Consider the following 22,624-nt stretch of genomic DNA (forward strand, 5'->3'; position numbering starts at 1 on the left):
TGGCGGCAAATCCGGATATCGCTTTTCTGTTCCGGCTGCAGTCCGCGCCAGGTTTCAATTCAGAAAAAGGTTTCGCAGTGCTTTCAACAGCCAATATCACGATGCAGTTCGGCGCCAAGCCGTTGTTCGAAAACATTTCCGTCAAGTTCGGCGACGGCAACCGCTATGGCCTGATCGGCGCCAACGGCTGCGGCAAGTCGACCTTCATGAAGATCCTGGGTGGCGACCTCGAACCCAGCGGCGGCAATGTCAGCCTCGACACCAATGAACGCCTGGGCAAGCTGCGCCAGGACCAGTTCGCCTTCGAAGAGATGCGCGTGCTTGACGTAGTCATGATGGGCCACGTCGAAATGTGGGCCGCCATGAGCGAGCGCGACGCCATCTACGCCAACCCCGACGCCACCGACGACGACTACATGAAGGCGGCCGACCTGGAAGCCAAGTTCGCCGAATACGATGGCTATACCGCTGAAGCGCGCGCCGGCGAACTGCTGCTGGGCGTGGGCGTGCCGATCGAACAGCATAGCGGCCCGATGAGCAATGTCGCGCCCGGCTGGAAGCTGCGCGTGCTGCTGGCGCAGGCGTTGTTCTCGAACCCCGATATCCTGCTGCTCGACGAGCCGACCAACAACCTCGACATCGACACCATCCGCTGGCTGGAAGACGTGCTCAACGAGCGCAATTCCACGATGATCATCATTTCCCACGATCGCCACTTCCTGAACCAGGTCTGTACCCACATGGCCGACATGGACTACGGCACGTTGAAGGTCTACCCGGGCAACTACGACGAATACATGTTCGCGTCGTCGCAGGCCCGCGCGCAGCAACTGGCGGTCAACGCCAAGGCCAAGGAAAAGGTCGCCGAACTGCAGGACTTCGTGCGCCGCTTCTCGGCCAACAAGTCCAAGGCGCGCCAGGCGACTTCGCGCGCCAAGCAGATCGACAAGATCAAGGTGGAAGACGTCAAGCCGTCGTCGCGGGTCAATCCGTATGTGCGCTTCGAAGGCGAAAAGAAACTGCATCGCCTGGCGGTCGAGACGCAAGCCATCAGCAAGGCCTACGATCGCCCGATCTTCAAGAATTTCAGCATCATGGTCGAGGCCGGCGAGAAGATCGCCATCATCGGCGCCAACGGCGCCGGCAAGACCACGCTGCTGCGCTCCATCGGCGGCGACGTGGCCGGGCTGCATCCTGACCACGGCGTGGTCAAGTGGGCCGAGAACGCCGACGTCGGCTACATGCCGCAGGATCCGACCGAAGAGTTCGCCGCCGGCGATATCCTCACCGACTGGATGGGCAAGTGGACCCAGGAAGGCGACGACGACCAGGCCGTGCGCTCGATCCTCGGACGCCTGCTGTTTTCTGGCGACGACGTCAAGAAATCGGTCAAGGTGCTGTCGGGCGGCGAAAAGGGCCGCATGATGTACGGCAAGCTGATGCTGGGCCGTCACAACGTGCTGCTGATGGACGAACCGACCAACCACATGGACATGGAATCGATCGAGTCGCTCAACATCGCGCTCGAAAAGTATGCCGGCACCCTGATCTTCGTCTCGCATGACCGTGAGTTCGTGTCGTCGCTGGCGACCCGTATCCTGGTGGTGAAAGAGGACGAGATCGTGGACTTCCGCGGCAACTACGAAGACTACCTGGCCAGCCAGGGCATCCAGTAACCCGCAACTACAACGCACAGCTCCCGCCATGCACGCAACCGCAAGCAAGGTCGTCGAATACGAACGGCCTCAAATGGAGACCGGTGGCAGCTGCACCGCCAACGCCTGGGCACGGGTCCCACCCACGCCCGGCGCGGCTGAACGCGCCGATCTCAAGGCCCGCATCAAGGCACTGCTCAAGCAGAAGCAGGCAGTGCTGGTGGCGCACTACTATGTTGATCCCGATCTGCAGGACCTGGCCGAGGAAACCGGCGGCTGCGTCTCGGATTCGCTCGAGATGGCCCGCTTCGGACGCGACCACGCCGCCACCACGCTGGTGGTGGCCGGGGTGCGCTTCATGGGCGAGACGGCCAAGATCCTGAGTCCCGAGAAGCGCATCCTGATGCCCGATCTCGACGCCACCTGTTCGCTCGACCTGGGTTGCGCGGCCGACGAATTTACCGCTTTCTGCGATGCCCATCCGGACCGCACGGTGGTGGTCTATGCCAACACCAGCGCGGCGGTAAAGGCCCGCGCCGACTGGATGGTGACTTCCTCGATCGGGCTTGAGATCGTGCAGCACCTGCATCAGCAGGGCAAGAAGATCCTGTGGGCGCCCGACAAGCACCTGGGCGGTTACATCCAGAAGCAGACCGGCGCCGACATGCTGCTGTGGCAGGGGTCGTGCCTGGTGCACGATGAATTCAAGGGCGGCGAGCTGGAGCTGATGCGCGCCGAACACCCCGAGGCGCTGGTGCTGGTGCATCCCGAGTCGCCCGAGGCGGTGGTGGCGCAGGCCGATGTGGTCGGTTCGACCTCGCAACTGATTGCGGCGGTGCAGGTGTCCAGTGCGCCGTCGTTCATCGTCGCCACCGACAACGGCATCCTGCACAAGATGCGCCTGGCAGCGCCAGGCAAGATTTTTATCGACGCCCCCACGGCCGGCAACAGCGCCACATGCAAGAGTTGCGCGCACTGTCCGTGGATGGCGATGAACGGTTTGCAGAACCTGTTGCAGGTGCTGGAAACCGGAGCCAACGAGATTCAGGTCGACCCTGGCATCGGCCGTCGCGCCGTGCTGTGCATCGACCGCATGCTGGATTTCGCAGCCAACAGGAAAGCCAATGTGCGCCCCGGCGCACGGCTTGAAGACGAACAGCAACTGTTTGCAGGAATCGGCCCGGCATGACAATTCTCCACGCCATCAAGACCAGCCCCAGCATCACCGTGGCCAGTAACTTGAACAATCCCTTTGCACCCTTCGATGCGGCCTTGCTGGCGGCCTTCGACGCCAACGTCAACCAGGCCATTGCCGAAGACGTCGGCGACGGCGACTTCACCGGCCTGCTGGTGCCCGAGCACGAATTCGTCACGGCCCGCGTGATCGTGCGCGAAGCGGCCGTACTATGCGGCGCGCCCTGGTTCGAAGCGGTGATGACCCGGCTCGATCCGCGCCTGCAGGTCAGCTGGCAGCACGCCGAAGGCGACCTGATGGCCGCCGACAGCGAAGTCTGCACCATCCACGGCCCGGCGCGCGCCTTGCTCACCGCCGAGCGCGGCGCGCTCAACTTCCTGCAACTGCTGTCGGGTGTGGCCACGGCTACTCGGCGCTATGTGGACGTCGTCGCCGGCACCAGCGCCAGCATTCTCGATACCCGCAAGACCTTGCCCGGCCTGCGCCTGGCGCAGAAGTACGCCGTGCGCGTGGGCGGCGGCGCCAACCAGCGCCTGGCCCTGTACGACGGCATCCTGATCAAGGAAAACCACATCGCCGCCGCCGGTGGCATCACGGCCGCCATGGCCGCGGCCCACAAGCTCGATGCCGGGGTGACGATCCAGGTCGAGGTGGAGAGCATCGCCGAACTGCAGGAAGCGCTGGGCGCCGGCGCCTTGTCGATCCTGCTGGATAATTTTTCGCTGGAGATGATGCGCGGGGCGGTGGCGGTCAATGCCGGGCGCGCGCTGCTGGAAGCCTCGGGCGGCATCAACCTCGAGTCCGTGCGGGCGATTGCAGAAACGGGTGTCGATCGCATCTCGATCGGCAGCCTGACCAAGGATATCCGGGCCGCCGATTTTTCGTTGCGGGTAGTGAAGTAAGCACGTGACAAGACGCTGGTTTACGGCCTGCGCGAGGACGACGGGACATCGATAACATTTTATCCGTCGTCCCGGCGCAGGCCGGGATCCAGCGACTTTCGTCGCACCCCGTCATCCTCAGAACTTGTAGTTGGCCTTCAACCACGCATTGCGTGGATTCCCCACCGTATAGCCGTTATAGCCGCCCAGACCGGTGTAGTAGGTCTTGTCGGTCAGGTTCTCGACGTTGAGCGACAGGCTCAATTGCGGCGACACTTCATAACGCGCCATCAAGCCAATCAGCGTCATGCCGCCTTGGTAGGCGGTCTGCGCGCTGTAGGTTTCCAGGTAAGAAATCCCGCTTTGATAAGACAGGTTGCCGCCCACGGTCAACTTGCTCAGCGCGCCCGGCAGGCGATAGCTGGTCGCCACGCGCAGCATGCGTTGCGGGTAGTTGGTGTTCATCAGCACGCTCTTGTTATTGAACTTGGCGCTGTAGGTGTAGCCGGCCATGACCTGCCAGCCGCGTGCCAGCTCACCCGAGATGGTGGTTTCGAAACCACGCGTGCGCGCGCCCTTGACCGCGCGATAGGCGGCCGAGCCGTCAGGCAGGGGCGCCACGCCTGGTGCCAGTTCGACCGCATTGTCCTCACGCACTTCGAATACCGCGAAGCTGGTGTTGAGCTTGCCGCCCATGTGCTCGCCCTTGACCCCGAATTCAAGGTTGTTGCCGCGCCGGGGTTCGATGGTTTCGTTATTGGCGTTGCGCGCGGTATTGGGCTGGAAGATATCCGTATAGCTCGAATAGGCCGACCAGGTGTCGTTGATGTCGTAGACGATGCCCGCGTAGGGCGTAAATATCGCGTGTTCGTGGCCGGCGCTGCTGGCGACCGGACGGCCGTTGGTGCCGTTGGTCCAGGTGCGCGTGACCAGGTCGTTGTCGTACCAGGAGAAGCGGGTGCCGACCAGGACCGACAGCGCATCGAAGGGCTTCAGGCGCAGCGCGCCATAGACCGCCTTTTCTTCGGTGACGCCGCTGAACTTGTTGAGCGGATACGGGAAGTCGGGCTGCGCAATCGCCCCCAGGTTGGAGATGTTGACCGCCTGCCGGTCGAAGGCGTTGACCAGGCGGCTGCTGTTGCTGTAGTCGTAGGCGTAGCGGTTGTAGTTGGCGCCAAGCACCGCCGTGTGGGTGCGGCCAAACAGCGAGAACGGGCCGGTGGCATACACATCCAGCGCGCGCGTGACCGAGGTGGCCGGGTTGTTGGCCACCTGCACCACGCCGCCGTTGCCGGTGGCCGAATTGATGTTGCCCGGATAGAGCCAGATGTCGCCGCTGTAGCGCTCGCGGTCATTGGTGATGAGGGCCGCGTCCACCTTCAGGCGCCAGTCGTTGTCGAAATGGTGATCCAGGTTGACGAAATAGCGCTGGGTATCCATGTTCCAGGTGCTCCAGGGTGTGCTGGAGTTGAACGAGCGGGGCAGGTTGGTGCGGCTGCCATCGCTGTAGAACAATGGGCTCTGGCCGAAGTTGGCGCCCTTGATCGCGGTGCGCTGGTATTCGACGCCGGCCGACAGCAGGGTATTGCGCGACAGGTCGGCCTCGACGATGCCATAGAACACATCTTCGCTCTGCTTCTTGTTGTCGACAAAGCTGTTGCCGTCGGCATGCGAGGCCACCACGCGCCCGCGCACGGTGCCGGCTTCATTGAGCTTGGTGCTGAGGTCGGCCTCGGTGCTGTAGCGGCTCCAGGAGCCGACGCCCACGCCCACATGGCCGCTGAATTCGGCCGTCGGGCGCTTGCGCACCAGGTTGATCGAACCGCCCGGCGAACCCGATCCATTGAGCAGGCCGGATGCGCCGCGAATGACTTCGACCCGGTCGTAGACCTGCATGCTGAGCTGGCTCGACTCGGCCGCCACGCTGTTGAAGGACAACGTCGGCACGCCGTCGATCATGCTGTTGAGCGAGAAACCGCGCGAGGTGAACGTGACGCGTTCATCGAGCCGATCGGCCACGATACCGGGGGTCATGCGCAGCACGTCGTTGAGACTCATCAGGTTCTGGTCTTCGATCTGCTGGCGGCCGATCACGCTCACCGACTGCGGTGTTTCACGCAGCGACAAGGCCATGCGGGTGGCCGCACCGGTGGCGCGGGTGGTGTACGAACCGCTGCCCTCGGTGACGGTGCTGCGCTCGCTGTCGGCGTTCACGGTCACCGCCGGCAAGGCCTGATTCGGCGCTTCGCTGGTGTTAGCGACGCCGGTGGCGCGTCGCACGGTAAAGCTACCGTCGGCGCGACCGGCGATTTCCAGGCCGCTGCCGGCCAGCACCCGTTCTGCCGCTGCCCGGGCGCTCATCACGCCGTTCACCGCCGGGCTGGTCTTGCCGGCGGCCAGTGCCGGCTCGAACGACAGGGCGATCCCCGAAGCCAACGCGAAGGCCGACAGGTTCTGGCCCAGCGGGCCGCTGGCGATGTCATAGCGGCGCTGGGTGGCATCGTTGAGCACGGCGGTGTCGGCGGCGAACGCCGGTGCTTGCCAGGCAGCGCCCGACAGGGCGCACAGGATCAGGGCGGCAGCCGCGACTGGCTTGATGCGCGGGCGAATGGACAGGTGGGACATGGAGCAGGGATCCTTTCAATGGAAATGTGGTTTCACTCCCATTGCCAGCCAGGATCGAAAAAAGTATCAGGACAACCAAAAAAATATTGAATGCCGGTCAGCTCACTGCGGGCCGGGCGCCGACAGCGTGACCCAATAACCGCCAAAGCGCCGGCGCGCCTCGATCGGATAGGTCGACACCAGCATCGTGAGGATCTGCTGCGGCTGGTCCAGCGGGAAGGTGCCGGAGATGCGCAGGTCGGCCACCTCGTCTTCGCAGCGCAGCAGGCCCGGCAGATAGCGCGCCAGTTCTGCAGAAAATGCGTCCAGGCGCATGTTGTCGGCGACCAGCATGCCCTGGGTCCAGGCGTCGGCGGCCACGCTCAACGGCTGCGGGGCGTCGATGGCATCGGCTGAAAAACGCAGGCGCTGTCCGGCGGCAATGGTCACCCGGGCGCTGGCGGGCAGACGGCGAGGGGCCACCCGCACCGCGCTTTCGAAGACGTCGAGTTGCGTATGGGCGGTTTGCTGGTGCACGGCAAAGCGGGTGCCCAGCGCCTGCAGCATGCCTTCGGCGGTTTCTACCAGGAACGGCCGGGCGCTGGCGGCGGTGTCGGCGGCGGTGGTGATCATGATCTCGCCATGGCGCAAGCGCACCAGGCGTCGGTCCTGGTCGAACACGACGTCGATGGCGCTGGCGCTATTGAGGATGACCTGGCTGCCATCGGCCAGTCGAATCGTGCGGCGCTGGCCGGTGCCGGTGTGGTGATCGGCCGCCAGGTCGCTTTGGCGTAGCGCCTGCCAGCCGAACCAGGCGGCAGGCAGGGCCGCCAGCAAGCCGGCCAGCTTGGCCAGCGCCGCCCGTCGTGCCGGCGCGGTCGAGCGTTGCAATACCGGCATGGCCAGCGCTGGCGGCAGCGTGCCCAGCTTGTTCATCAGGGTTTCGGCGCGGGCCCAGGCGCGCGCATTGTCGGCACTGGCGCCTTGCCACTGGCGGCATTGCTGGCGATCAGCCTCGGTGGCCTGGCCGCCATGCAGCAACACCAGCCACTCGGCAGCCTGGTCCAGGGCCACGGGATTGATGGCGGATGCCCCGGCGTGGGTCGCAGAATAATGCGCCATGCTTAATCCATCAGACACAGGCATGCCAGGAAAGCCTGCTTCATGTAGCGCTTGACGCTGATCAGCGAGCAACCCAGGCGGGTCGCGATGTCGTCGTATTTCAAGCCATCCAGCTGCGACAGCAAGAACGCCTGCCGGGCGCGCGGCGGCAGGCTGTCCAGCATGGCGTCGACCTGGGTCAGGGTCTCGAGAATCAGGTAGCGCTGCTCCGGCGACGGCGCCTCGGCCTCGGGCAGCGCCGCCAGCGCTTCGAGAAAGGCGCTTTCGAGCGCGCGCCGCTGGTACCAGTTGACCAGGATGCCACGCGCCACCGTCGTCAGGAAGGCACGCGGTTCATTGATCTCGGCCACCCGGCGGCGTTCGATGACCCGCAGGAAGGTGTCGTGCGCCAGGTCGGCGGCGTCGCAGGCATTGCCCAGGCGCGCGCGCAGCCATTGCTGCAGCCAGCTGTGGTGGTCGGTGTAGAGCACGCCAACATCGCGCGCGGCGCTGAGATCGGGGGCGGTCATTGAAGTTGGCGAATTGCGTATTTTAATGAGAATTGTTCGCATTCTAACAGGTGTTAAGCCGGGTCTGCACATCACCTTGCAGTCGATGTTGCGCTGTTACAATGCGCCCACTCAGTTTCTCCAAGGACCCCTCGTGACTTCCAACCAGTCCAGCCGTGTCTTCGCGCCGCTTGCATGGGCCGTGCTGTATTTTGTCCTGGGTTTTGTGTCGTACCGGCTCAATGGCACGTTCGTCGCTTCCGGTTACCTGTGGCTGCCGGCCGGGGTGGTGGTCGGGGCCTTGATGCTGACGACCACCGAACGCTGGGGCGCATTGATGTTGGCGCTGTTGGCGGCGCAGTTGCTGCTGGGCGGGGTGGCCGAGCGCGAGTTGTGGCGCATGGCCTTGCTGGCGGCCAACGAGATCGGCGTGGCCGCCATCGCCGTGTGGCTGGTGCGACGCGCGCCTTTCCCGCTGGAGGGCCTTTATTTTGTGCGGGCCTTGCTGCTGGTGGGGGTCGGGGCCAGCCTGGCCAGCGGGCTGTTCGGCGCACTCTGGTTCAGCGCCACGCAGCACTTGCCGTTCTGGTCCACGCTGCGGGTCTGGAGCCTGTCGGACCTGGTCGGCATCCTGATCGTCACGCCCGTGCTGGCGGGCTGGTCGCGCTTTCGGGCGGTGCGCTCGGGCGGCATCGACCGTGCTGATTTCCTGTTGGGGCTGGCCAGTTTCGCCGGCTTGCTCATCACGGCCTGGCTGGCCTTCGGCAGCGAGATCGACCGCGTCATTCTCGACATCAATTTCTCGACCACCTACCTGCCGTTGTTCTGCGTGGCGCTGGTCACCATCCTGTGGGGCGGGCGCGGCGGCTCGCTGGCGGTGGTGGTGCTGGCACTGATCGCCTTTGTCTATAACTCGCTGGGTCGTGGGCCGTTCGTCGAACTGGTGCAGCTGCATTCCAGCAATGCGCTGCTGGAGCTGCAGATCTACCTGGCGGTGGCGGCCTTGCTGTCGCTGCTCATCAGCACCCTCAAGACCACCCGCGAGCAGTCGCAGGAAGACGCCGCCAACTGGCGCGACGATGTCGAACTGGCGCTGACGGTATCGCGCCAGCTGGTCTATTGCATCGACCCGGTGCGCGCCCGCGTGACCTGGTCGGGTGACGTGCAGGGCTTGCTGGGGCTGGCGCCCGAAGCGCTGGCCAGTATCGACCAGGTGTTGGCGCATGTGCATCCGCTGGACCAGGCGCGGCTGCGCCAGCGCTGGCTCGACGACGATAGCGACGACGCCCGCCCGGGCATGAGCCTGCGCCTGATGCTGCCGGCCGGCCAGGTCAGCGAGGTCACCGACATCAGTCGCAGCATGCTGGACCCCGATGACAGCCTGGCCATCGTCGCCGGCGCCTGGCAGGTCGGGCCGGCGCAGGGAGCCCAGCCATGAGTGCGCGCATCGGCGCGATCCTGATCCATGGGCTGGGTGGCACGCAATACGATCTGGGCAGCATGCACAAGATCCTGCAGCGCGGCGGCGTGGAGACGCACGCCATCACGCTGGCCGGCCACGGCACCCGGCCCGAAGACCTGATCGGCGTGCGCGCCGAACAGTGGGTCGATGCGGTGGAGGCGCAATATCGCGAACTGCGTCCGCAGTACGACCAGTTGCACATCATGGGCATGTGCATGGGCTCGCTGGTGGCGCTGGTGCTGGCCGAGCGCGTGGAGCATGCGGCCGCGGCCGGCCGGCTGGTGACGCTGGCGCCGCCGATCTATATCGATGGCTGGTCCACGCCCTGGTACAGCAGCCTGCGCGGGCTGTTCTACCGGATCCCCGGGGTCGCCACGCGCATGAAGGTGGAAGAGGGCGAGCCGTTTGGCATCAAGAACACGCTGGTGCGGGCCGTGGTGAAGGCCAAGTTCGAGCGCGGCGACAATTTTCACTATCCCTGGGTGCCGTTGATCTGCGTGCGCCAGGTCGACCGGCTACGTGCCTGGGCCATGGCCGGGGCGCGCAATATCAAGGCGCCGACGCTGGTGGTGCATGCGCGCGAAGACGAACTGACCAGCCTGCGTTCGGCCGATTTTCTCAAGGCGCAGGTGGCCGATGCGCGGGTGGTGGTGCTGGAAAACAGCTATCACATGATCTGCGTGGACAATGACCGCGACCTGGTGGCCAACAGCATCCTCGATTTCTTCGGCCTGCCACCCCAGGAGTTTCGCACCCGCCGGCGCGAGCGGGATGCCGCACCAGCCCAGGGCCTGTGATCCGGCCCTAAAACACCCGTCCCAGCTGCAGATAGATGTTCCAGACGCCTTGCTGGCCCAGCGCCAGGCCGAAGTAGAGCGGGCCCACGGGGCTGGCGCCACCGACGAACAGGCTGATGCTCTGGCGATAGGGGCCGTCCCCGAACGCGGCGCGGCGCTGCCAGACATTGCCGATCTCGAGGCTGGTGCCCAGCACCGGGTTGCGCAGGCCGGCGATCTGGTAGCGCGACAGGTCGCGCAGGTAAGTCAGTCGCCCATACAACAGGTAATTGCCCGAGAACTGGTCTTGCGCATAGGCCGACAGGTGCTGGAATCCCCCCAATGAAAAACCGAGCTCGCCGCTGGTGTCGTTCGCCGATACGCTACCGGCGCCTTCCAGCGCGACATTGACGGTGTCGGCGCCGTGGCTGAAGGCCCACAGGGTGCGTGCCTGCACTGTGCTGTAGCGCGTGCCGCTGCCGCCGAAGCCGCGACTGGCTTCGGCGTAGAGGTAATGGCCCCGGCGCGGAAACAGCGCATCGTCGAGCTGGTCGATCGTGAGCCGCAGGCGCGCCACCGGCTGGCGGCCCGTTACGGTAGAGAACGCGGCCTCGTCGTAGGTGGGCGCATAGTGCCAATAGCGATAGCCGGCGCCCAGCCGCAGTTCACCCACCTGGGCCAGCGGCACGCCGAGGTCGACGCCGCTCATGAGGGTATCGATCCGGTATTCGGTCAGGGGCGAAGCCTTCAGCGCGGCGCCATCGTCGTACAGGTCGACATGACGGCGGTTCAGTTCGACGTAGGACGCAAGGTAAGTGCCCCCGGTCAGCGGCTGGCGCAGCTCGCTCTTGAGGCTGGCCACGCGATTGCCGAGGATGGCGTCGTTGCGCCACTCCAGGCCGCTGGCGGTCATCCACGGGTAGCGATGGCCGATCTGCAGGTTGTAGCCGCCGCGGCCATTGAAGCTGTTCGATAGTCCCAGCCCGAACAGCAGGTATTGCGGCCCCCAGGATTTGTCTTCGGCGTCGATCACCAGCCGGTTGCTGCCATCGGCCTGGCGCACCAGTTCCTGGGTCACGTTGTTGAAGTCGCCGTTGATCGACAGTTGCGCGAGCTGCTGGTTGATGGCCTGTCCGTCATAGCGGTCACCGGCCTCGACCCCCAGTTGCTGTTGCACATGCGACGCCGGCACTCGCGCACCACTGTTGATCTGGATGACGTCGATGCGGGTGTCGGGCGCCAGGGCAATGGTGTTGCGGGCGCGTTGCGCCAGGTATTGCTGCCATTGCGCGGGCGGCAGCGACAGCGCCAGCAGGGACGCATTGTGCTGCTGGGCGGCATCCCACCCGGCATTGATGCCATCCTTGCCGCGTGCGAAATCGGTAAATGACACCCCATCCAGGTTGGGCTCGATCAGGATGTCATGCGGACCCAGCAGGCTTTTTTGCGCCTTGACGTTCTGCTGGATCAGGATGCCCAGCATCTGCTGCGCCACCGCCGTGGGCGACTGCAGGGCGTCGGCGTCCTGCAGCGGCGAGGCGATGTTGACCGCGATGATCACATCGGCCCCCATGTCGCGTGCAGTCTGCACCGGTAGGTTGGCCACCAGCCCGCCATCGACCAGCGTGCGCGAACCGATGCGAAACGGCGCGAACAGGCCCGGCACGGCCATGCTGGCGCGCAGGGCGCGCGGCAGCGAGCCTTCCTGCAGCACCACTTCGGTGCCGGCACCGAGGTCGGTGGCCACCGCCCGGAACGGGATCGGCAACGCAGCGAAGTCGATATTGGCCGGGTAGCGGGCAGTCCAGTTCTGCAGCAGGGTCAGCAGGTTGTTGCCCTGGACCAGGCCCGCGGCCAGCTTGAGCTTGCCGCCGTCGAGGCCGGCCGCCAGCGAGATCGGGTACTGGTATTCATCTTCGCGCTGCGATTGCGGCAGGCGGGCGCGGTCGTTACGGTCGAAGGCGATGTCGGACAGGTCGATGGCGGCCAGGCGGCGTTGCAACTGGTCAGCGTCGATACCGCTGGCATACAGGCCGCCGATCAACGCGCCCATGCTGGTGCCGGCGATGCAATCGATCGGAATATGCAATTGCTCGAGATACTGCAACACCCCCAGGTGCGCATAGCCGCGCGCGCCGCCGCCCGATAGCGCCAGGCAGATGCGGGGATGCGGCCTGGCTTCGGCGGCGGTGGGTGCGGCGTGGGCGGTATGCAGCGAAGCGGCGCAGGTCAATGCGGCCAGTGCGGCCAGGCGCAGGGCAAGCGACATCATGGATCAGGCCTGCGGGCCGGACAGGATCGTCGGCAGCGCGCGCGGCAGTTGTCCCGGTTGATCCAGGCTGAAATGCAGGCCGCGGCTTTCGCGGCGCATTTGCGCGCTGGTCACGATCAGGGCCGCGACGTCGATCAGGTTGCGCAATTCCAGCAGGGCGCGCGACACCGGCAGGCGGGCGTAGAACAGGTCGACTTCTTCGCGCAGCAAGGCAATGCGGCGCTGGGCGCGTTGCAGGCGGGCATCGCTGCGCACGATGCCGACGTAATCCCACATGCAGCGACGCAGTTCGTCGCGGTTCAGCCCGATCGCGACCGCCGCATCGCTGTGATCGTCGCCAGGGCGGGCCTGGGCCGGTTCCCAGCGCGGCACGTCGGCCACCTGCGTCGGCCCCAGCGCCAGGGCGCGTTCGATGTCGAAGGCCGCCGCCCGTCCCAGCACCAGGCATTCCAGCAGCGAATTGCTGGCCAGGCGGTTGGCGCCGTGCAAGCCCGTATAGGCCGTCTCGCCCACGGCGTACAGATGGGGCAGGTCGGTGCGTCCGGCCAGGTCGGTGACCACGCCGCCACATGTATAGTGCGCCGCCGGCACCACCGGGATCGGGTGGCGCGTGATATCGATGCCCAGCCCGGCGCAGCGCGCCATGATGGTCGGGAAATGTTCGGCGATGAAGGCTGCCGGCTGGTGGCTGATATCCAGGTCGACATGGGCGATGCCGTGCTTCTTCATTTCCCAGTCGATGGCGCGCGCCACCGTGTCGCGCGGCGCCAGTTCGGCGCTGGGGCTGTGTTCGGGCATGAAGCGCTGGCCGGCCAGCGGGCCTTGCGCGGCGGGCAGCTTGAGCAGCGCGCCTTCGCCGCGCAGCGCTTCGCTGATCAGCACCGAGCGCGCTTCGGGGTGATACAGGCAGGTCGGGTGAAACTGGATGAATTCCATGTTGGCCACCCGGCAGCCGGCGCGCCAGGCCATGGCGATGCCGTCGCCGGTGGCCGATTCAGGGTTGGACGTATGCAGGTAGACCTGGCCGGCGCCGCCGGTGGCCAGCACCGTGCGATGCGCGGCGATGGCCGTGACCTGTGTCTGGCGGTCTTGCACATACAGTCCGCTGCACGACCATCCCAGTGCCGTGCGCTGGCGAATCAGGTCGACCACGCAGTGATGTTCGAGCAGGGTGATGTTGGGGTGATGGCGCACCCGTTCTTCCAGCGTCACCTGCACCGCCTGGCCGGTGGCATCGGCGGCATGGATGATGCGACGCTGGCTGTGTCCGCCTTCGCGGGTCAGGTGAAACCCCAGTTCGGCGTCGACATCGCGGGTAAACGGGACCCCCTGGTCGATCAGCCAGTCGATGGCCAGGCGGCCGTGTTCGACGATGAACCGGGTAGCGGCCTCGTCGCACAGCCCGCCGCCGGCGGCCAGGGTGTCGTCGATGTGCTGCTGGTGGCTGTCGCCCGAATCGAGCACGGCGGCGATGCCGCCTTGCGCCCAATTGCTGGCGCCATCCTTGAGTTCGCCCTTGGAGATGACCACCACGCGCCGGGTGGCAGCCAGGTGGAGGGCGACAGACAGGCCGGCCAGGCCGCTGCCAACGATGGCGACATCGAACTTCATGAGTGCTCCGCCGGGCGGCAGTGATTGGGTAAGAAGCAGATTATAACCATGCCGGCGCAGCGCATCATTGCGCACGACCGGCTGGCAGCCGATCACGCGATGTCGCGTAACAGTGAATCAAGTCGTTGCCCGATGCCGCACGAGGTAAATATCGCATTCCGGCGTGGTGGCGCTGGTACGTCGTCATTAACTTGTTAATCCAATCGGTTACACTGGCCGCCTTCGCATTAACCCGCAGTCGAATAGCCGGATGGATCCTCTCACTGCCAGCACCTCGCTGGCGATCGTACAACTGTGCAGCAGCCTGGTCATGGCCGGGGTTTTCTCGAGCGCCCCCAGCGAGCGCTGCACGCGCTACTGGGCCTGGTCCGGCGTGCTGGTGGCGCTGGGCGTGGTCGTGGTGGTGGCCGGCTACCTGGCCGCGCCCGGACTCTGGCGACAGGGTGCGCTGTGGCTGGGTAATACTTCCCTGTTTGCAGGTTCGGTGGCGGCCTGGAGCGGCCTGCGCCATTTCTACCAGCGTCCGGCCAAGTTATGGGGCTGGTTCATGGTGGCGTTGTTCGCGCTGCTGTTTGCCTGGCTGCTGTCCAAGGACGTCAGCTTTACCCAGCGCGCCTACCTGGCCGTGGCCGCCATGCAACTGGTCTTCACGCTGGTGTTCGTGGAGCTGATGCGTGGCCTGTCGGGGCCCGCCGCGCGGCATTACGCGCGCTGGGGGTTCGGGCGCGGCATGGGGCTGGCCGCCGTGCTGACCCTCAGTGGCGCCTACATTGCGCGGCTGGTGCTGGCGGCGAGTCAGCCGGCATTGTTCGAGCCACCGCACATGAGCCCTTTGGGCGTGCTGCTGATTTACATGATTCCGCTGGGCGGTGGCATGCTGTTCTCGGCGGCGCTGCTGATGTTGTACTTCGAACGGTTGGTGGCCGACAAGCAACGCCTGGCCACCGAAGACGAATTGACCGGCGCGCTCAACCGGCGCGAACTGGTGCGCTGTGGCGAGGCCGTGCTGCAGCAGGCGGTGGCGCAGCGCCAGAGCCTGACGCTGGCCTTCATCGATGTCGACCACTTCAAGCGCATCAACGATACCTTCGGCCACCTGGTGGGCGATCGGGTGCTGGCGGCGATTGCCGATATCCTCAAGCAGAATTGCCGCAGCGGCGACCTGCTGGGCCGCTACGGCGGCGAAGAATTCTGCGCCGTCTTTCCCGGGCTCGACGAGGGCGAAGCGGCCGGCATCGGCCAGCGGTTGGTCGAGGCGGTGCGCCAGCATCGTTTCGAGCACGGCGCCACCGTCACCATCAGCGTCGGGCTGGTGGTGTTGCGCCCGGGCCAACTGCTGGGCTGGGATGCGCTGGTGCACCAGGCCGATGTGGCGCTGTACCGGGCCAAGCACGAAGGGCGCGACGCGTTTCGCCTGGCGCCGGCGGCGTAAGCGCCTAGAAGAAATCCCGGCTGCGCGGCTGCAACTGGCCCAGCAGGTGGGTCAGGTCTTCCAGCCGGCCCGCCACCAGATGGCGCACCTCGCCCTGGCACTGCCAACTGCCGAAGACCCCCAGCAGGCGCGCATTGAGCACTTCGCTGCGCTGCCGTTCCAGCACCGCCGGCCAGACGATGACGTTGGCCGAACCGGTTTCGTCTTCCAGCGTCATGAAGATCACGCCCTTGGCCGTGCCGGGGCGCTGGCGCACCGTCACGATGCCGCAGCAGCAGGCGAACTGGCGGTTTTGCAGCGTATTGAGTTGTTCCACCGTCATGAAGCGGCGCCGCTGCAACTTTTCGCGCAGCAGCGCCAATGGATGGCGTCGCAGGCTCAGGTTGGTGGCCCGATAGTCGCCCAGGATATCGTCGGCTTCGCTCGGCGCACGCAATGGGGCGGCGTCGTCCTGGCGCGGCGCCGCCTGCAGCAGGTCGCGATCGGGCACGGCACCCACCGCATGCCACAGGGCGTGGCGACGGTGCCCGGCCAGTTTGTGCAAGGCGTCGCCTGCGGCCAGCGCCTGCAGCGCGGCGCGGTCGAGGCTGGCACGGTGCGCCAGGTCCGACACATCGCCAAAGGCGCGTTCGGCGCGCGCCGTTTCGATGCGCTGGGCCGCCTCGGGCGACATGCCGCGCAACAGGCTCATGCCCAGGCGCACCGCCGGCCGGCCGCCGGTGACGGGCATTTCGAGGGTCGCGTCCCAATCGCTGCGGGTGACCTCGACCGGCAGCACCGTGACGTCATGGCGGCGGGCATCCTGCACCAGTTGCGATGGCGAATAGAAACCCATCGGTTGGCTGTTGAGCAGGCCGCACAGGAAGGCTTCGGGTTCGTGGCACTTGAGCCAGCTGCTGAAATAGGTCAGCAGGGCAAAGCTGGCCGCATGGCTCTCGGGGAAACCGTACTCGCCAAAGCCCTCGATCTGCAGGAACAGGCTTTCGGCAAACTGGCGCGTGTAGCCGTTGTCGAGCATGCCGCCGACCAGCCGCTCGAAGTGCGGCCCCATGCCGCCCTTGCGCTTCCAGGCAGCCATCGAGCGGCGCAACTGGTCGGCTTCGCCCGGGGTATATCCGGCGGCCTCGATGGCCACCTCCATCACCTGCTCCTGGAAGATCGGTATGCCCAGCGTGCGCTTGAGCACTTCTTCGATGCGGCCGCTTTTCTGGTGGTTGTCGGGGTAATCGAAGCTGCCGCCGCTGCGCACCACTTCGCGCCGCTTGAGGTAGGGATGCACCATGCCACCCTGGATCGGGCCGGGTCGCACGATCGCCACCTGCACCGTCAGGTCGTAGAGGTTGCGCGGCAGCATGCGCGGCAACATGCTCATCTGGGCCCGGCTCTCGATCTGGAACACGCCGATGGTGTCGGCGCGGCCGATCATGTCGTAGGTGGCGGGGTCGTCGCGCGGGATATCGAACATCGACATCACCTGCGGCAGGCCGCGCCACAGGCTCACCAGTTCCAGCGTGCGGCGCAGCGCCGTGAGCATGCCCAGCGCCAGCACGTCGACCTTGAGCAGGTTGAGCGACTCCAGGTCATCCTTGTCCCATTCGATCACCGAGCGCTCGGCCATGGCCGCGTTCTGGATCGGCACCAGTCGCGACAACTGGCCACCGGCGATGACGAAGCCGCCGGTGTGTTGCGACAGGTGCCGCGGAAAACCCAGCAGCGCCGTCGTGAGCTCGGCCCAGCGCTGCACCTGCGGCAGCGCGGTGTCGAGCCCGGCTTCGGTGAAGCGTTGCAGCAATTGCTCGCGCGAATCGAACCAGTGCTGCGACTTGGCCACGGTGTCGACCAGGGCCGCATCGACGCCGAGCGCCTTTCCCACCTCACGCAATGCCCCGCGCGGGCGGTAGCTGTGCACGGCGGCGGCCAGCGCGGCGCGCCGGCGGCCATACTTGCGGTAGATGTGCTGGATCACTTCTTCGCGTCGCTGGTGCTCGAAGTCGACATCGATGTCGGGCGCTTCGTTGCGTTCAACGCTGATGAAGCGTGCAAACAGCAGCCGCGTCTCGGCCGGGTTGACCTCGGTGATATGCAGGCAGTAGCACACCGCCGAATTGGCCGCCGAGCCACGCCCCTGGCACAGGATCCCGCGCTCGCGGGCAAACTTCACCAGGTCGTACACCGTCAGGAAATACGCCTCGTAGCGCTTGCTGGCGATCAGCAGCAGTTCTTTCTCGATCTGCTCGCGCACGCCCGCCGGTATGCCGGATGGATAGCGCTTCTGCGCGCCGGCCAGGGTTTCCTGGCGCAGGTATTGCGCCGGCGTCATGCCCAGCGGCACCACTTCGTCGGGATATTCATAAGACAATTCCGACATCAGGAAACTGCAACTGCGCGCGATCTCGATGGTCGCTGCCAGCGCTGCCGGCGGATACAGGCGCGCCAGTCGCGACAGGGGGCGCAAGGCCTGTTCGGCATTCGGGGCCAGCGCATAACCGCATTGCTGCACCGGCCGCCCCACGCGGATCGCCGTCAGTACATCCTGCAAGGGCTTGCGCGCGCGGTGGTGCATCAGCACCTCGCCCACGGCCGCCATGCGCACGTCATGCCGCAGCGCCGCCTGCGCCAGCAGCGCATGGTGCACCTCGTCCAGTGGCCGGTACAGGCGCGCCAGCCCCAGCCATCCACGCGCTCCGAACAAGGGCGTGAACCAGCGCAACTGGGCATCCAGCATGGCCTCGTCGGCCGGATAGTCCGGCACCAGCAGGACCTGGCAGTCGGGCAGGGCGCGCAGGTGCGACAGCGACGGCGGCGGTGCGGCCAGGTCATCGGGGGTGAGCAGGTAGCTGCCCTTGTCGGCGCGGGTGCGGGCGCGCGTGATCAGTTCGCACAGGTTGCCGTAGCCTTCCCGGTTCTGCGCCAGCGCCACCAGCGTCATGCTCGCCAGGGGCGCCTCCGTTTCACTGCAGGTCAGCCGGAAGCAACTGCCGATCAGCAGCTTGAAGTCGAGCCCGATGTGCCGCTGGCGCAATTCCAGCAGCGCGGCATGGGCGCGCACGGCGCCGGCCAGCGTGCATTCGTCGGTGATCGCCAGGCCCTGATAGCCCAGTTCGACGGCGCGTCCCACCAGTTCTTGCGCATGCGATGCGCCATGCAGGAAACTGAAATTGCTGCGGCAATAAAGCTCGGCATAAGAAGCCAGCGGCAGAGGCAGGGGGCTTTGCATGACGACTCAACCGAACAGGCCGTGCAGGAACCATTGCGCTGCATCGCCGCCGGCCTGGCCGGCGCGCCACTGGCGGAAGATCCAGTAATAGACGTGGCGGGCGTCATGCGCGGTGTAGTAGTCGCGGGTGACGGGCTGGCCTTCCCACCAGCCGGCTTCGATGCGTTCGACCGGCGAAGCCATGGTGAGCGCCCCCCGATAGACCGGTCGCTCATCGTGCAGCGCCAGCGGCAGCGGTGTGTCGAGCAGCCACAGCGGGCGCGGCGGCAACTGCGCGGCAGCCGCGTTCAAGGCATTCTGCGATGGCGGGCGCTGCAGTACGCTGAGCCAGCGGTTGCTGGTTTCGGGCCGATGATCGGCTTGCGGGGCGGCTTGCAGCACGTGCTCGGCCCCCAGTCGCGCCACCAGCAGCTCGACCAGGCGGCGCTGGTCGTCGACCGAGCCGCCAGGTTCGGGAAACAGGGTCTCGCTGACCGGCGTGCGCGCCTGTACCCGCTCGGCCGTGAGCACCAGGGCGATGGCGGGCGCGCCCAATTGCCCGCGCGCCAGCTTCTCGCGCAGCAGCAACAGCAGATGGTCTTCCTGCCAGGTGGGCGCGGCCAGCGACAGCACGATCTCGGTCGGCGCGATGGCCTGGCGGCCGCGCTCGTGCTCCAGCAGCAGGCGCAATTGCTCAAGCGCCAGCTGGCGCGCCGCCAGCCATCCGGCCAGCTGGGTCATGAGGCGCTGGGCATGGCGCTCCAGCAGTTCGGCCTGGTCGATGCGGTCGGGCAGTTCCAGGCGCATCCTGAACGAGGGCGGGGCGCTGATCCAGCGATGCAGTTCGGGGCGCTGGCCGTAGGCGCGATCCAGCATTTCCAGCATGGGCTTGCCACAGCGGCGTTGCAGTCCGGCCCGTGGCAGCCGGCGCAGTTCGCCCAGTTGCTCGCAACCCAGGCCGTGCAGCCATTCCAGATGCGGCAGGGCCGCGCTGAGCAAAACCACCGGCAAGCGGTCGAGACGGCGCTGCAGCGATGCCAGGCCGAGCGTGCGCACATAACCGAAGCGCGCCAGCAGCCAGGCGCCGGTGGCGCTCACGCCGCAGCTCAGGGTCGCCGACAGGCCAAGCCGGGCGATGCTGGTGCGGACCTTGCGGCACAAGGCGCGAATGCCACCGAACAAGCGCAGGCTGGCGCCCACGTCGAGCAGCACGCAGTCGTGTTCGGCCAGCGTCACCTGCGGCGTGTACTGCAGCAGCGCCAGCGCGGTGTCATTGAGCAGGCTGCTTTCGCGGGCGATGTCACGCTCGTGCGTGCTGGCCCGGGGCGACAGCAGCTGCACGCTGCCGCGGCGCATGCCCTCGGCCACGCCTTGCGCGCGCGCCGGCGCCGACAGGGCGCTGACGCGATCCTGGTGAAACACGACGGCTGCGATCTCATCGTCCCAATTGGGGCGAAAGACTTCGAGCTGTAGCAATGGCAGGTGAACGGCGATCCACAGGGACATGGCGTTGCAAATTCGGTGAGGGCGACAAAGGAATGAAGAGGCGCTTGTCGCGGCGCGGCCCACGACGCTTGATGAAGCCGATTTCCAGGCCATCGCGCGCCGGATGCAGCGCCAGCCGCAAGGGCGCCGGCGAGGCGTCGGCGCAACACGACATCGGGCGCAACATGAAAAACAGGGTGGCGCTGGACTGGGCGGCCAGTTGCAGCCGCCGCAAGGCCTCGCCGCGCAGCCGTGGCTGCCACATCAGCAAGGCCTGGCAGGAACCGGCCCGCAATACCTGCTCGGCGGCCCACAGCACATCACGCTGCTGCTGCGCCTGCAACAGCAGCAGGCGTTGCGGCGCCACGCCCAGGTGCATCCAGCCAGGGGCATTGACCGGATGCGGGGTCTGCAGCAATGCGATGTGACCATGCTGGCGGGTGTCGGGACGATCAGCCAGGGCCGGGCGCAACAAGCGCAGTTCGCCAATGCCGCTGTGCGGCAGCAGCAGCTCGATGAGCATGCCGCTGGCCCAGCCGCGTTCGGGCAACTCGGCGTCGAGCGCATCGAAGCCGGTCGTCACCCCGCGCACGCCACCCCGCGCCAGCTGGGACGCCAGCCACAACGAAGGATGGATATGCTCGGGAGCACCCATCTGGGGCTTGGAACTCGGCATGGGAAGAAGCGATCTCAAAGAATATCTAGAAAACAGAATACTGTATAAATATACAGTAAAACCTATTGTCTAGAACAATAAAGAGAGATAACCCCCGCTGAGTTTCACCCGGGCAATGAAAATGGCTGGCTGAATGATTTATTCATTTCCGGGCGGTAAGCTCATCTTCATGGATTCCTTCATTTCCTACGGTCAAGGCCTACAGTAGCTGATGGCCTTGACTGATAGTTACATCCGGCGCTGCTTTCTATACTGCAAACGTGGATAGGCGGCTTTATCGGTCGTCTGTACGCTAGGGCCTGTTCACATTAAATCTGCGAGTGCGAGAGGTCGGCAAGCGTTGTCTGGCTAGGCGTAGCGACGCGCCGTAGTGGTGCTACGGCAAGGAGCTGCAACAACGGCAGGCGACGCTTGCCGGCCTCTCCCGAAGGGTTGCCCCCAGGCGGCGCGCTGGCTGCGTTGCACGGCAAGGCTGGTGGCACCACCACCAGCCTTGCCGCACGCCTTGCCAGCACGCCGCCTGGGGGCAACGCATCTCGCAGATTTAATGTGAACAGGCCCTAATCCCTCATACGACCATTCCAGACAGACAAAGGAGTCAGACATGGCAAATGCACAAAATCCCGGTAGCAACAGCAACCGTGGCTTTGCAGCGATGGACCCGCAGAAACAACGTCAGATTGCGAGCATGGGCGGCAAGGCGGCTCATGCAAAGGGGGCTGCCCACGAGTTCACCTCAGCCGAAGCACGCGAGGCTGGCCGCAAGGGTGGTTTGAACAGCCATGGCCGAAAGAATGCCAATGCGGCCAATGCCAATGGTGCTGCTGCAGCACAGATGACGCAAAGCACGCCGCAGTCATCATCGGCGACGTCCCAGCAGCCGCAGTCCGACAGCGCGGTGCAGCAGCAGGCTTGAGCTGAACATAATTGACAAGAAAAAAACGGAAAGGCGCGCTGAGCGCCTTTTTTGTTGGCCGATGCTTTTAGTTTAGTTTGGGTGATGCACCAGGTCGTCCCAGACCGGTACCAGCGCCAGCACCAGCAACGAGGTGGCCAGCGGGATGGTGGCCATGAAACCGATCGCAGAAAAGCCGACGGCCCCGATCACCCCGCCGGTAAAGAACATCAGCAACAGCAAGCCCAGCAGGAAGAACCTGCGCGGCGACGGCGCCAGCACGCTGTCGTGGCGCGAAGCTACGCGCCAATAGCACATCCGGCCCAGCTCGATGCCGATATCGGTCACCAGGCCGGTGACATGGGTAGTGCGGATTTCGGCGCGCGAGATCTTGGTCACCAGCGCATTCTGCAAGCCCATCACGAAGCACAGCAAGGCGACCGTGGCAGTGACGAAGTGCAGGTGCTGTCCTTGCAACTGGCTGCCCAGGATGCCAAAGGCCAGCAGCAGCCCGGCTTCGAGCAGCAACGGCATGGCGTATTCGCTATGCCAGTGTCGCTGTCGGCCCCAGTTGATCATGATTGCCGCCGTCGCCGCGCCCAGTAGAAAGGCCAGCAGCGAGGTGGCCCCGGTGACCAGCAGCATGGCCTGTCCCAGTACCAGGTTGTCGGCCAGCGCCGAGACGATGCCCGACATGTGCGAGGTGTACTGGCCGACCGCCAGGAATCCGCCGGCGTTGACGGCGCCGGCGACAAAGGCCAGTGAACAGCCCAGATGGCGATTTGACAGCTCCGAGCGCGTGGGGCTGGTCAACTGACGCAGGTAATTGATCGGCATGACATGTCCTGAGGTTCGATGGGAGCGGGCCGCGTGC

The 22,624-nt window shown here is 65.7% G+C and carries 16 protein-coding genes; 7 read left to right on the forward strand and 9 right to left on the reverse strand.

The annotated features are described in order from the left end of the window. The first annotated feature begins 77 nt into the window (after window positions 1–77). Genes LBW87_RS05735 through nadC form a run of 3 tightly spaced genes read left to right on the forward strand, consistent with a single transcriptional unit; the run spans window position 78 to window position 3,752 of the window. Window positions 78–1,676 carry an ABC-F family ATPase gene (locus LBW87_RS05735; RefSeq protein ID WP_225200488.1) on the forward strand — a complete coding sequence of 533 codons (1,599 nt, stop codon included), beginning with the start codon at window positions 78–80 and terminating at the stop codon, window positions 1,674–1,676. A 28-nt stretch (window positions 1,677–1,704) separates the two neighbouring features. Then, complete coding sequence (gene nadA / locus LBW87_RS05740; protein WP_225200489.1) at window positions 1,705–2,844, forward strand: quinolinate synthase NadA; 1,140 nt, start codon at window positions 1,705–1,707, stop codon at window positions 2,842–2,844. Next, entirely contained in the window at window positions 2,841–3,752 is a 912-nt protein-coding gene (gene nadC, locus LBW87_RS05745) for a carboxylating nicotinate-nucleotide diphosphorylase (RefSeq protein WP_225200490.1), read from the forward strand. The genes nadA and nadC overlap by 4 nt, the downstream gene beginning before the upstream one ends. Window positions 3,753–3,869: 117 nt before the next feature. Here the strand turns inward: nadC and LBW87_RS05750 are convergent, their stop codons facing one another. The 3 genes from LBW87_RS05750 to LBW87_RS05760 form a co-directional block, all read right to left on the reverse strand. Continuing rightward, the gene (locus tag LBW87_RS05750) at window positions 3,870–6,356 is read right to left on the reverse strand and encodes a TonB-dependent siderophore receptor (RefSeq protein ID WP_225200491.1); all 2,487 of its coding nucleotides are present in this window, start codon (window positions 6,354–6,356) and stop codon (window positions 3,870–3,872) included. A gap of 102 nt (window positions 6,357–6,458) precedes the next feature. After that, window positions 6,459–7,457 (reverse strand): FecR domain-containing protein, encoded by a 999-nt coding sequence (locus tag LBW87_RS05755; protein ID WP_225200492.1) that lies wholly within the window; start codon window positions 7,455–7,457, stop codon window positions 6,459–6,461. Window positions 7,458–7,459: 2 nt separating this feature from the next. Next, window positions 7,460–7,966 carry a sigma-70 family RNA polymerase sigma factor gene (locus LBW87_RS05760; protein ID WP_225200493.1) on the reverse strand — a complete coding sequence of 169 codons (507 nt, stop codon included), beginning with the start codon at window positions 7,964–7,966 and terminating at the stop codon, window positions 7,460–7,462. 133 nt (window positions 7,967–8,099) lie between these two features. On the opposite strand from LBW87_RS05760, the gene LBW87_RS05765 reads away from it, so the two are divergent. Both LBW87_RS05765 and LBW87_RS05770 read left to right on the forward strand, forming a co-directional pair. Further along, a complete protein-coding gene (locus LBW87_RS05765) occupies window positions 8,100–9,383 on the forward strand; it encodes an MASE1 domain-containing protein (RefSeq protein ID WP_225200494.1) in 1,284 nt (427 codons plus the stop codon). Beyond that, window positions 9,380–10,204 carry an alpha/beta hydrolase gene (locus tag LBW87_RS05770; RefSeq protein WP_225200495.1) on the forward strand — a complete coding sequence of 275 codons (825 nt, stop codon included), beginning with the start codon at window positions 9,380–9,382 and terminating at the stop codon, window positions 10,202–10,204. Before LBW87_RS05765 ends, LBW87_RS05770 begins: the two co-directional genes overlap by 4 nt. A gap of 7 nt (window positions 10,205–10,211) precedes the next feature. On the opposite strand, the gene LBW87_RS05775 is transcribed toward LBW87_RS05770, so the two are convergent. Both LBW87_RS05775 and nadB read right to left on the reverse strand, forming a co-directional pair. Next, entirely contained in the window at window positions 10,212–12,452 is a 2,241-nt protein-coding gene (locus LBW87_RS05775; protein WP_225200874.1) for a patatin-like phospholipase family protein, read from the reverse strand. Between the two features lie 6 nt (window positions 12,453–12,458). Next, window positions 12,459–14,066: an L-aspartate oxidase gene (gene nadB, locus LBW87_RS05780; RefSeq protein WP_225200496.1), complete on the reverse strand. Its 1,608-nt coding sequence runs from the start codon at window positions 14,064–14,066 to the stop codon at window positions 12,459–12,461. Between the two features lie 250 nt (window positions 14,067–14,316). Between nadB and LBW87_RS05785 the strand changes: the two genes are divergently transcribed. Beyond that, window positions 14,317–15,498 (forward strand): GGDEF domain-containing protein, encoded by a 1,182-nt coding sequence (locus LBW87_RS05785; RefSeq protein ID WP_225200497.1) that lies wholly within the window; start codon window positions 14,317–14,319, stop codon window positions 15,496–15,498. A 4-nt stretch (window positions 15,499–15,502) separates the two neighbouring features. On the opposite strand, the gene LBW87_RS05790 is transcribed toward LBW87_RS05785, so the two are convergent. The 3 genes from LBW87_RS05790 to imuA are packed head-to-tail and all read right to left on the reverse strand — an operon-like array spanning window position 15,503 to window position 20,855. After that, window positions 15,503–18,715 (reverse strand): error-prone DNA polymerase, encoded by a 3,213-nt coding sequence (locus tag LBW87_RS05790; RefSeq protein ID WP_225200498.1) that lies wholly within the window; start codon window positions 18,713–18,715, stop codon window positions 15,503–15,505. A gap of 6 nt (window positions 18,716–18,721) precedes the next feature. Beyond that, window positions 18,722–20,200 carry a Y-family DNA polymerase gene (locus tag LBW87_RS05795; protein WP_225200499.1) on the reverse strand — a complete coding sequence of 493 codons (1,479 nt, stop codon included), beginning with the start codon at window positions 20,198–20,200 and terminating at the stop codon, window positions 18,722–18,724. After that, a complete protein-coding gene (imuA, locus tag LBW87_RS05800) occupies window positions 20,130–20,855 on the reverse strand; it encodes a translesion DNA synthesis-associated protein ImuA (RefSeq protein WP_225200500.1) in 726 nt (241 codons plus the stop codon). The genes LBW87_RS05795 and imuA overlap by 71 nt, the downstream gene beginning before the upstream one ends. A 604-nt stretch (window positions 20,856–21,459) precedes the next feature. On the opposite strand from imuA, the gene LBW87_RS05805 reads away from it, so the two are divergent. After that, window positions 21,460–21,771: a KGG domain-containing protein gene (locus LBW87_RS05805; protein WP_225200501.1), complete on the forward strand. Its 312-nt coding sequence runs from the start codon at window positions 21,460–21,462 to the stop codon at window positions 21,769–21,771. Between the two features lie 72 nt (window positions 21,772–21,843). Here the strand turns inward: LBW87_RS05805 and LBW87_RS05810 are convergent, their stop codons facing one another. Beyond that, a complete protein-coding gene (locus LBW87_RS05810) occupies window positions 21,844–22,587 on the reverse strand; it encodes a YoaK family protein (protein WP_225200502.1) in 744 nt (247 codons plus the stop codon). Between the last annotated feature and the right edge of the window lie 37 nt (window positions 22,588–22,624).

This window comes from Herbaspirillum sp. alder98 (assembly GCF_020179755.1).
Lineage (GTDB): Bacteria > Pseudomonadota > Gammaproteobacteria > Burkholderiales > Burkholderiaceae_D > Herbaspirillum.

Excerpts from the sequence above, each read along its gene's own strand:
- LBW87_RS05775 (WP_225200874.1), bottom strand. The coding sequence starts at position 12,452 with ATGTCGCTTGCCCTGCGCCTGGCCGCACTGGCCGCATTGACCTGCGCC.
- LBW87_RS05760 (WP_225200493.1), bottom strand. The coding sequence starts at position 7,966 with ATGACCGCCCCCGATCTCAGCGCCGCGCGCGATGTTGGCGTGCTCTAC.
- nadB (WP_225200496.1), bottom strand. The coding sequence starts at position 14,066 with ATGAAGTTCGATGTCGCCATCGTTGGCAGCGGCCTGGCCGGCCTGTCT.
- nadA (WP_225200489.1), top strand. The coding sequence starts at position 1,705 with ATGCACGCAACCGCAAGCAAGGTCGTCGAATACGAACGGCCTCAAATG.
- imuA (WP_225200500.1), bottom strand. The coding sequence starts at position 20,855 with ATGCCGAGTTCCAAGCCCCAGATGGGTGCTCCCGAGCATATCCATCCT.
- LBW87_RS05795 (WP_225200499.1), bottom strand. The coding sequence starts at position 20,200 with ATGTCCCTGTGGATCGCCGTTCACCTGCCATTGCTACAGCTCGAAGTC.
- LBW87_RS05810 (WP_225200502.1), bottom strand. The coding sequence starts at position 22,587 with ATGCCGATCAATTACCTGCGTCAGTTGACCAGCCCCACGCGCTCGGAG.
- LBW87_RS05755 (WP_225200492.1), bottom strand. The coding sequence starts at position 7,457 with ATGGCGCATTATTCTGCGACCCACGCCGGGGCATCCGCCATCAATCCC.
- LBW87_RS05805 (WP_225200501.1), top strand. The coding sequence starts at position 21,460 with ATGGCAAATGCACAAAATCCCGGTAGCAACAGCAACCGTGGCTTTGCA.
- nadC (WP_225200490.1), top strand. The coding sequence starts at position 2,841 with ATGACAATTCTCCACGCCATCAAGACCAGCCCCAGCATCACCGTGGCC.
- LBW87_RS05785 (WP_225200497.1), top strand. The coding sequence starts at position 14,317 with ATGGATCCTCTCACTGCCAGCACCTCGCTGGCGATCGTACAACTGTGC.
- LBW87_RS05750 (WP_225200491.1), bottom strand. The coding sequence starts at position 6,356 with ATGTCCCACCTGTCCATTCGCCCGCGCATCAAGCCAGTCGCGGCTGCC.
- LBW87_RS05770 (WP_225200495.1), top strand. The coding sequence starts at position 9,380 with ATGAGTGCGCGCATCGGCGCGATCCTGATCCATGGGCTGGGTGGCACG.
- LBW87_RS05790 (WP_225200498.1), bottom strand. The coding sequence starts at position 18,715 with ATGCAAAGCCCCCTGCCTCTGCCGCTGGCTTCTTATGCCGAGCTTTAT.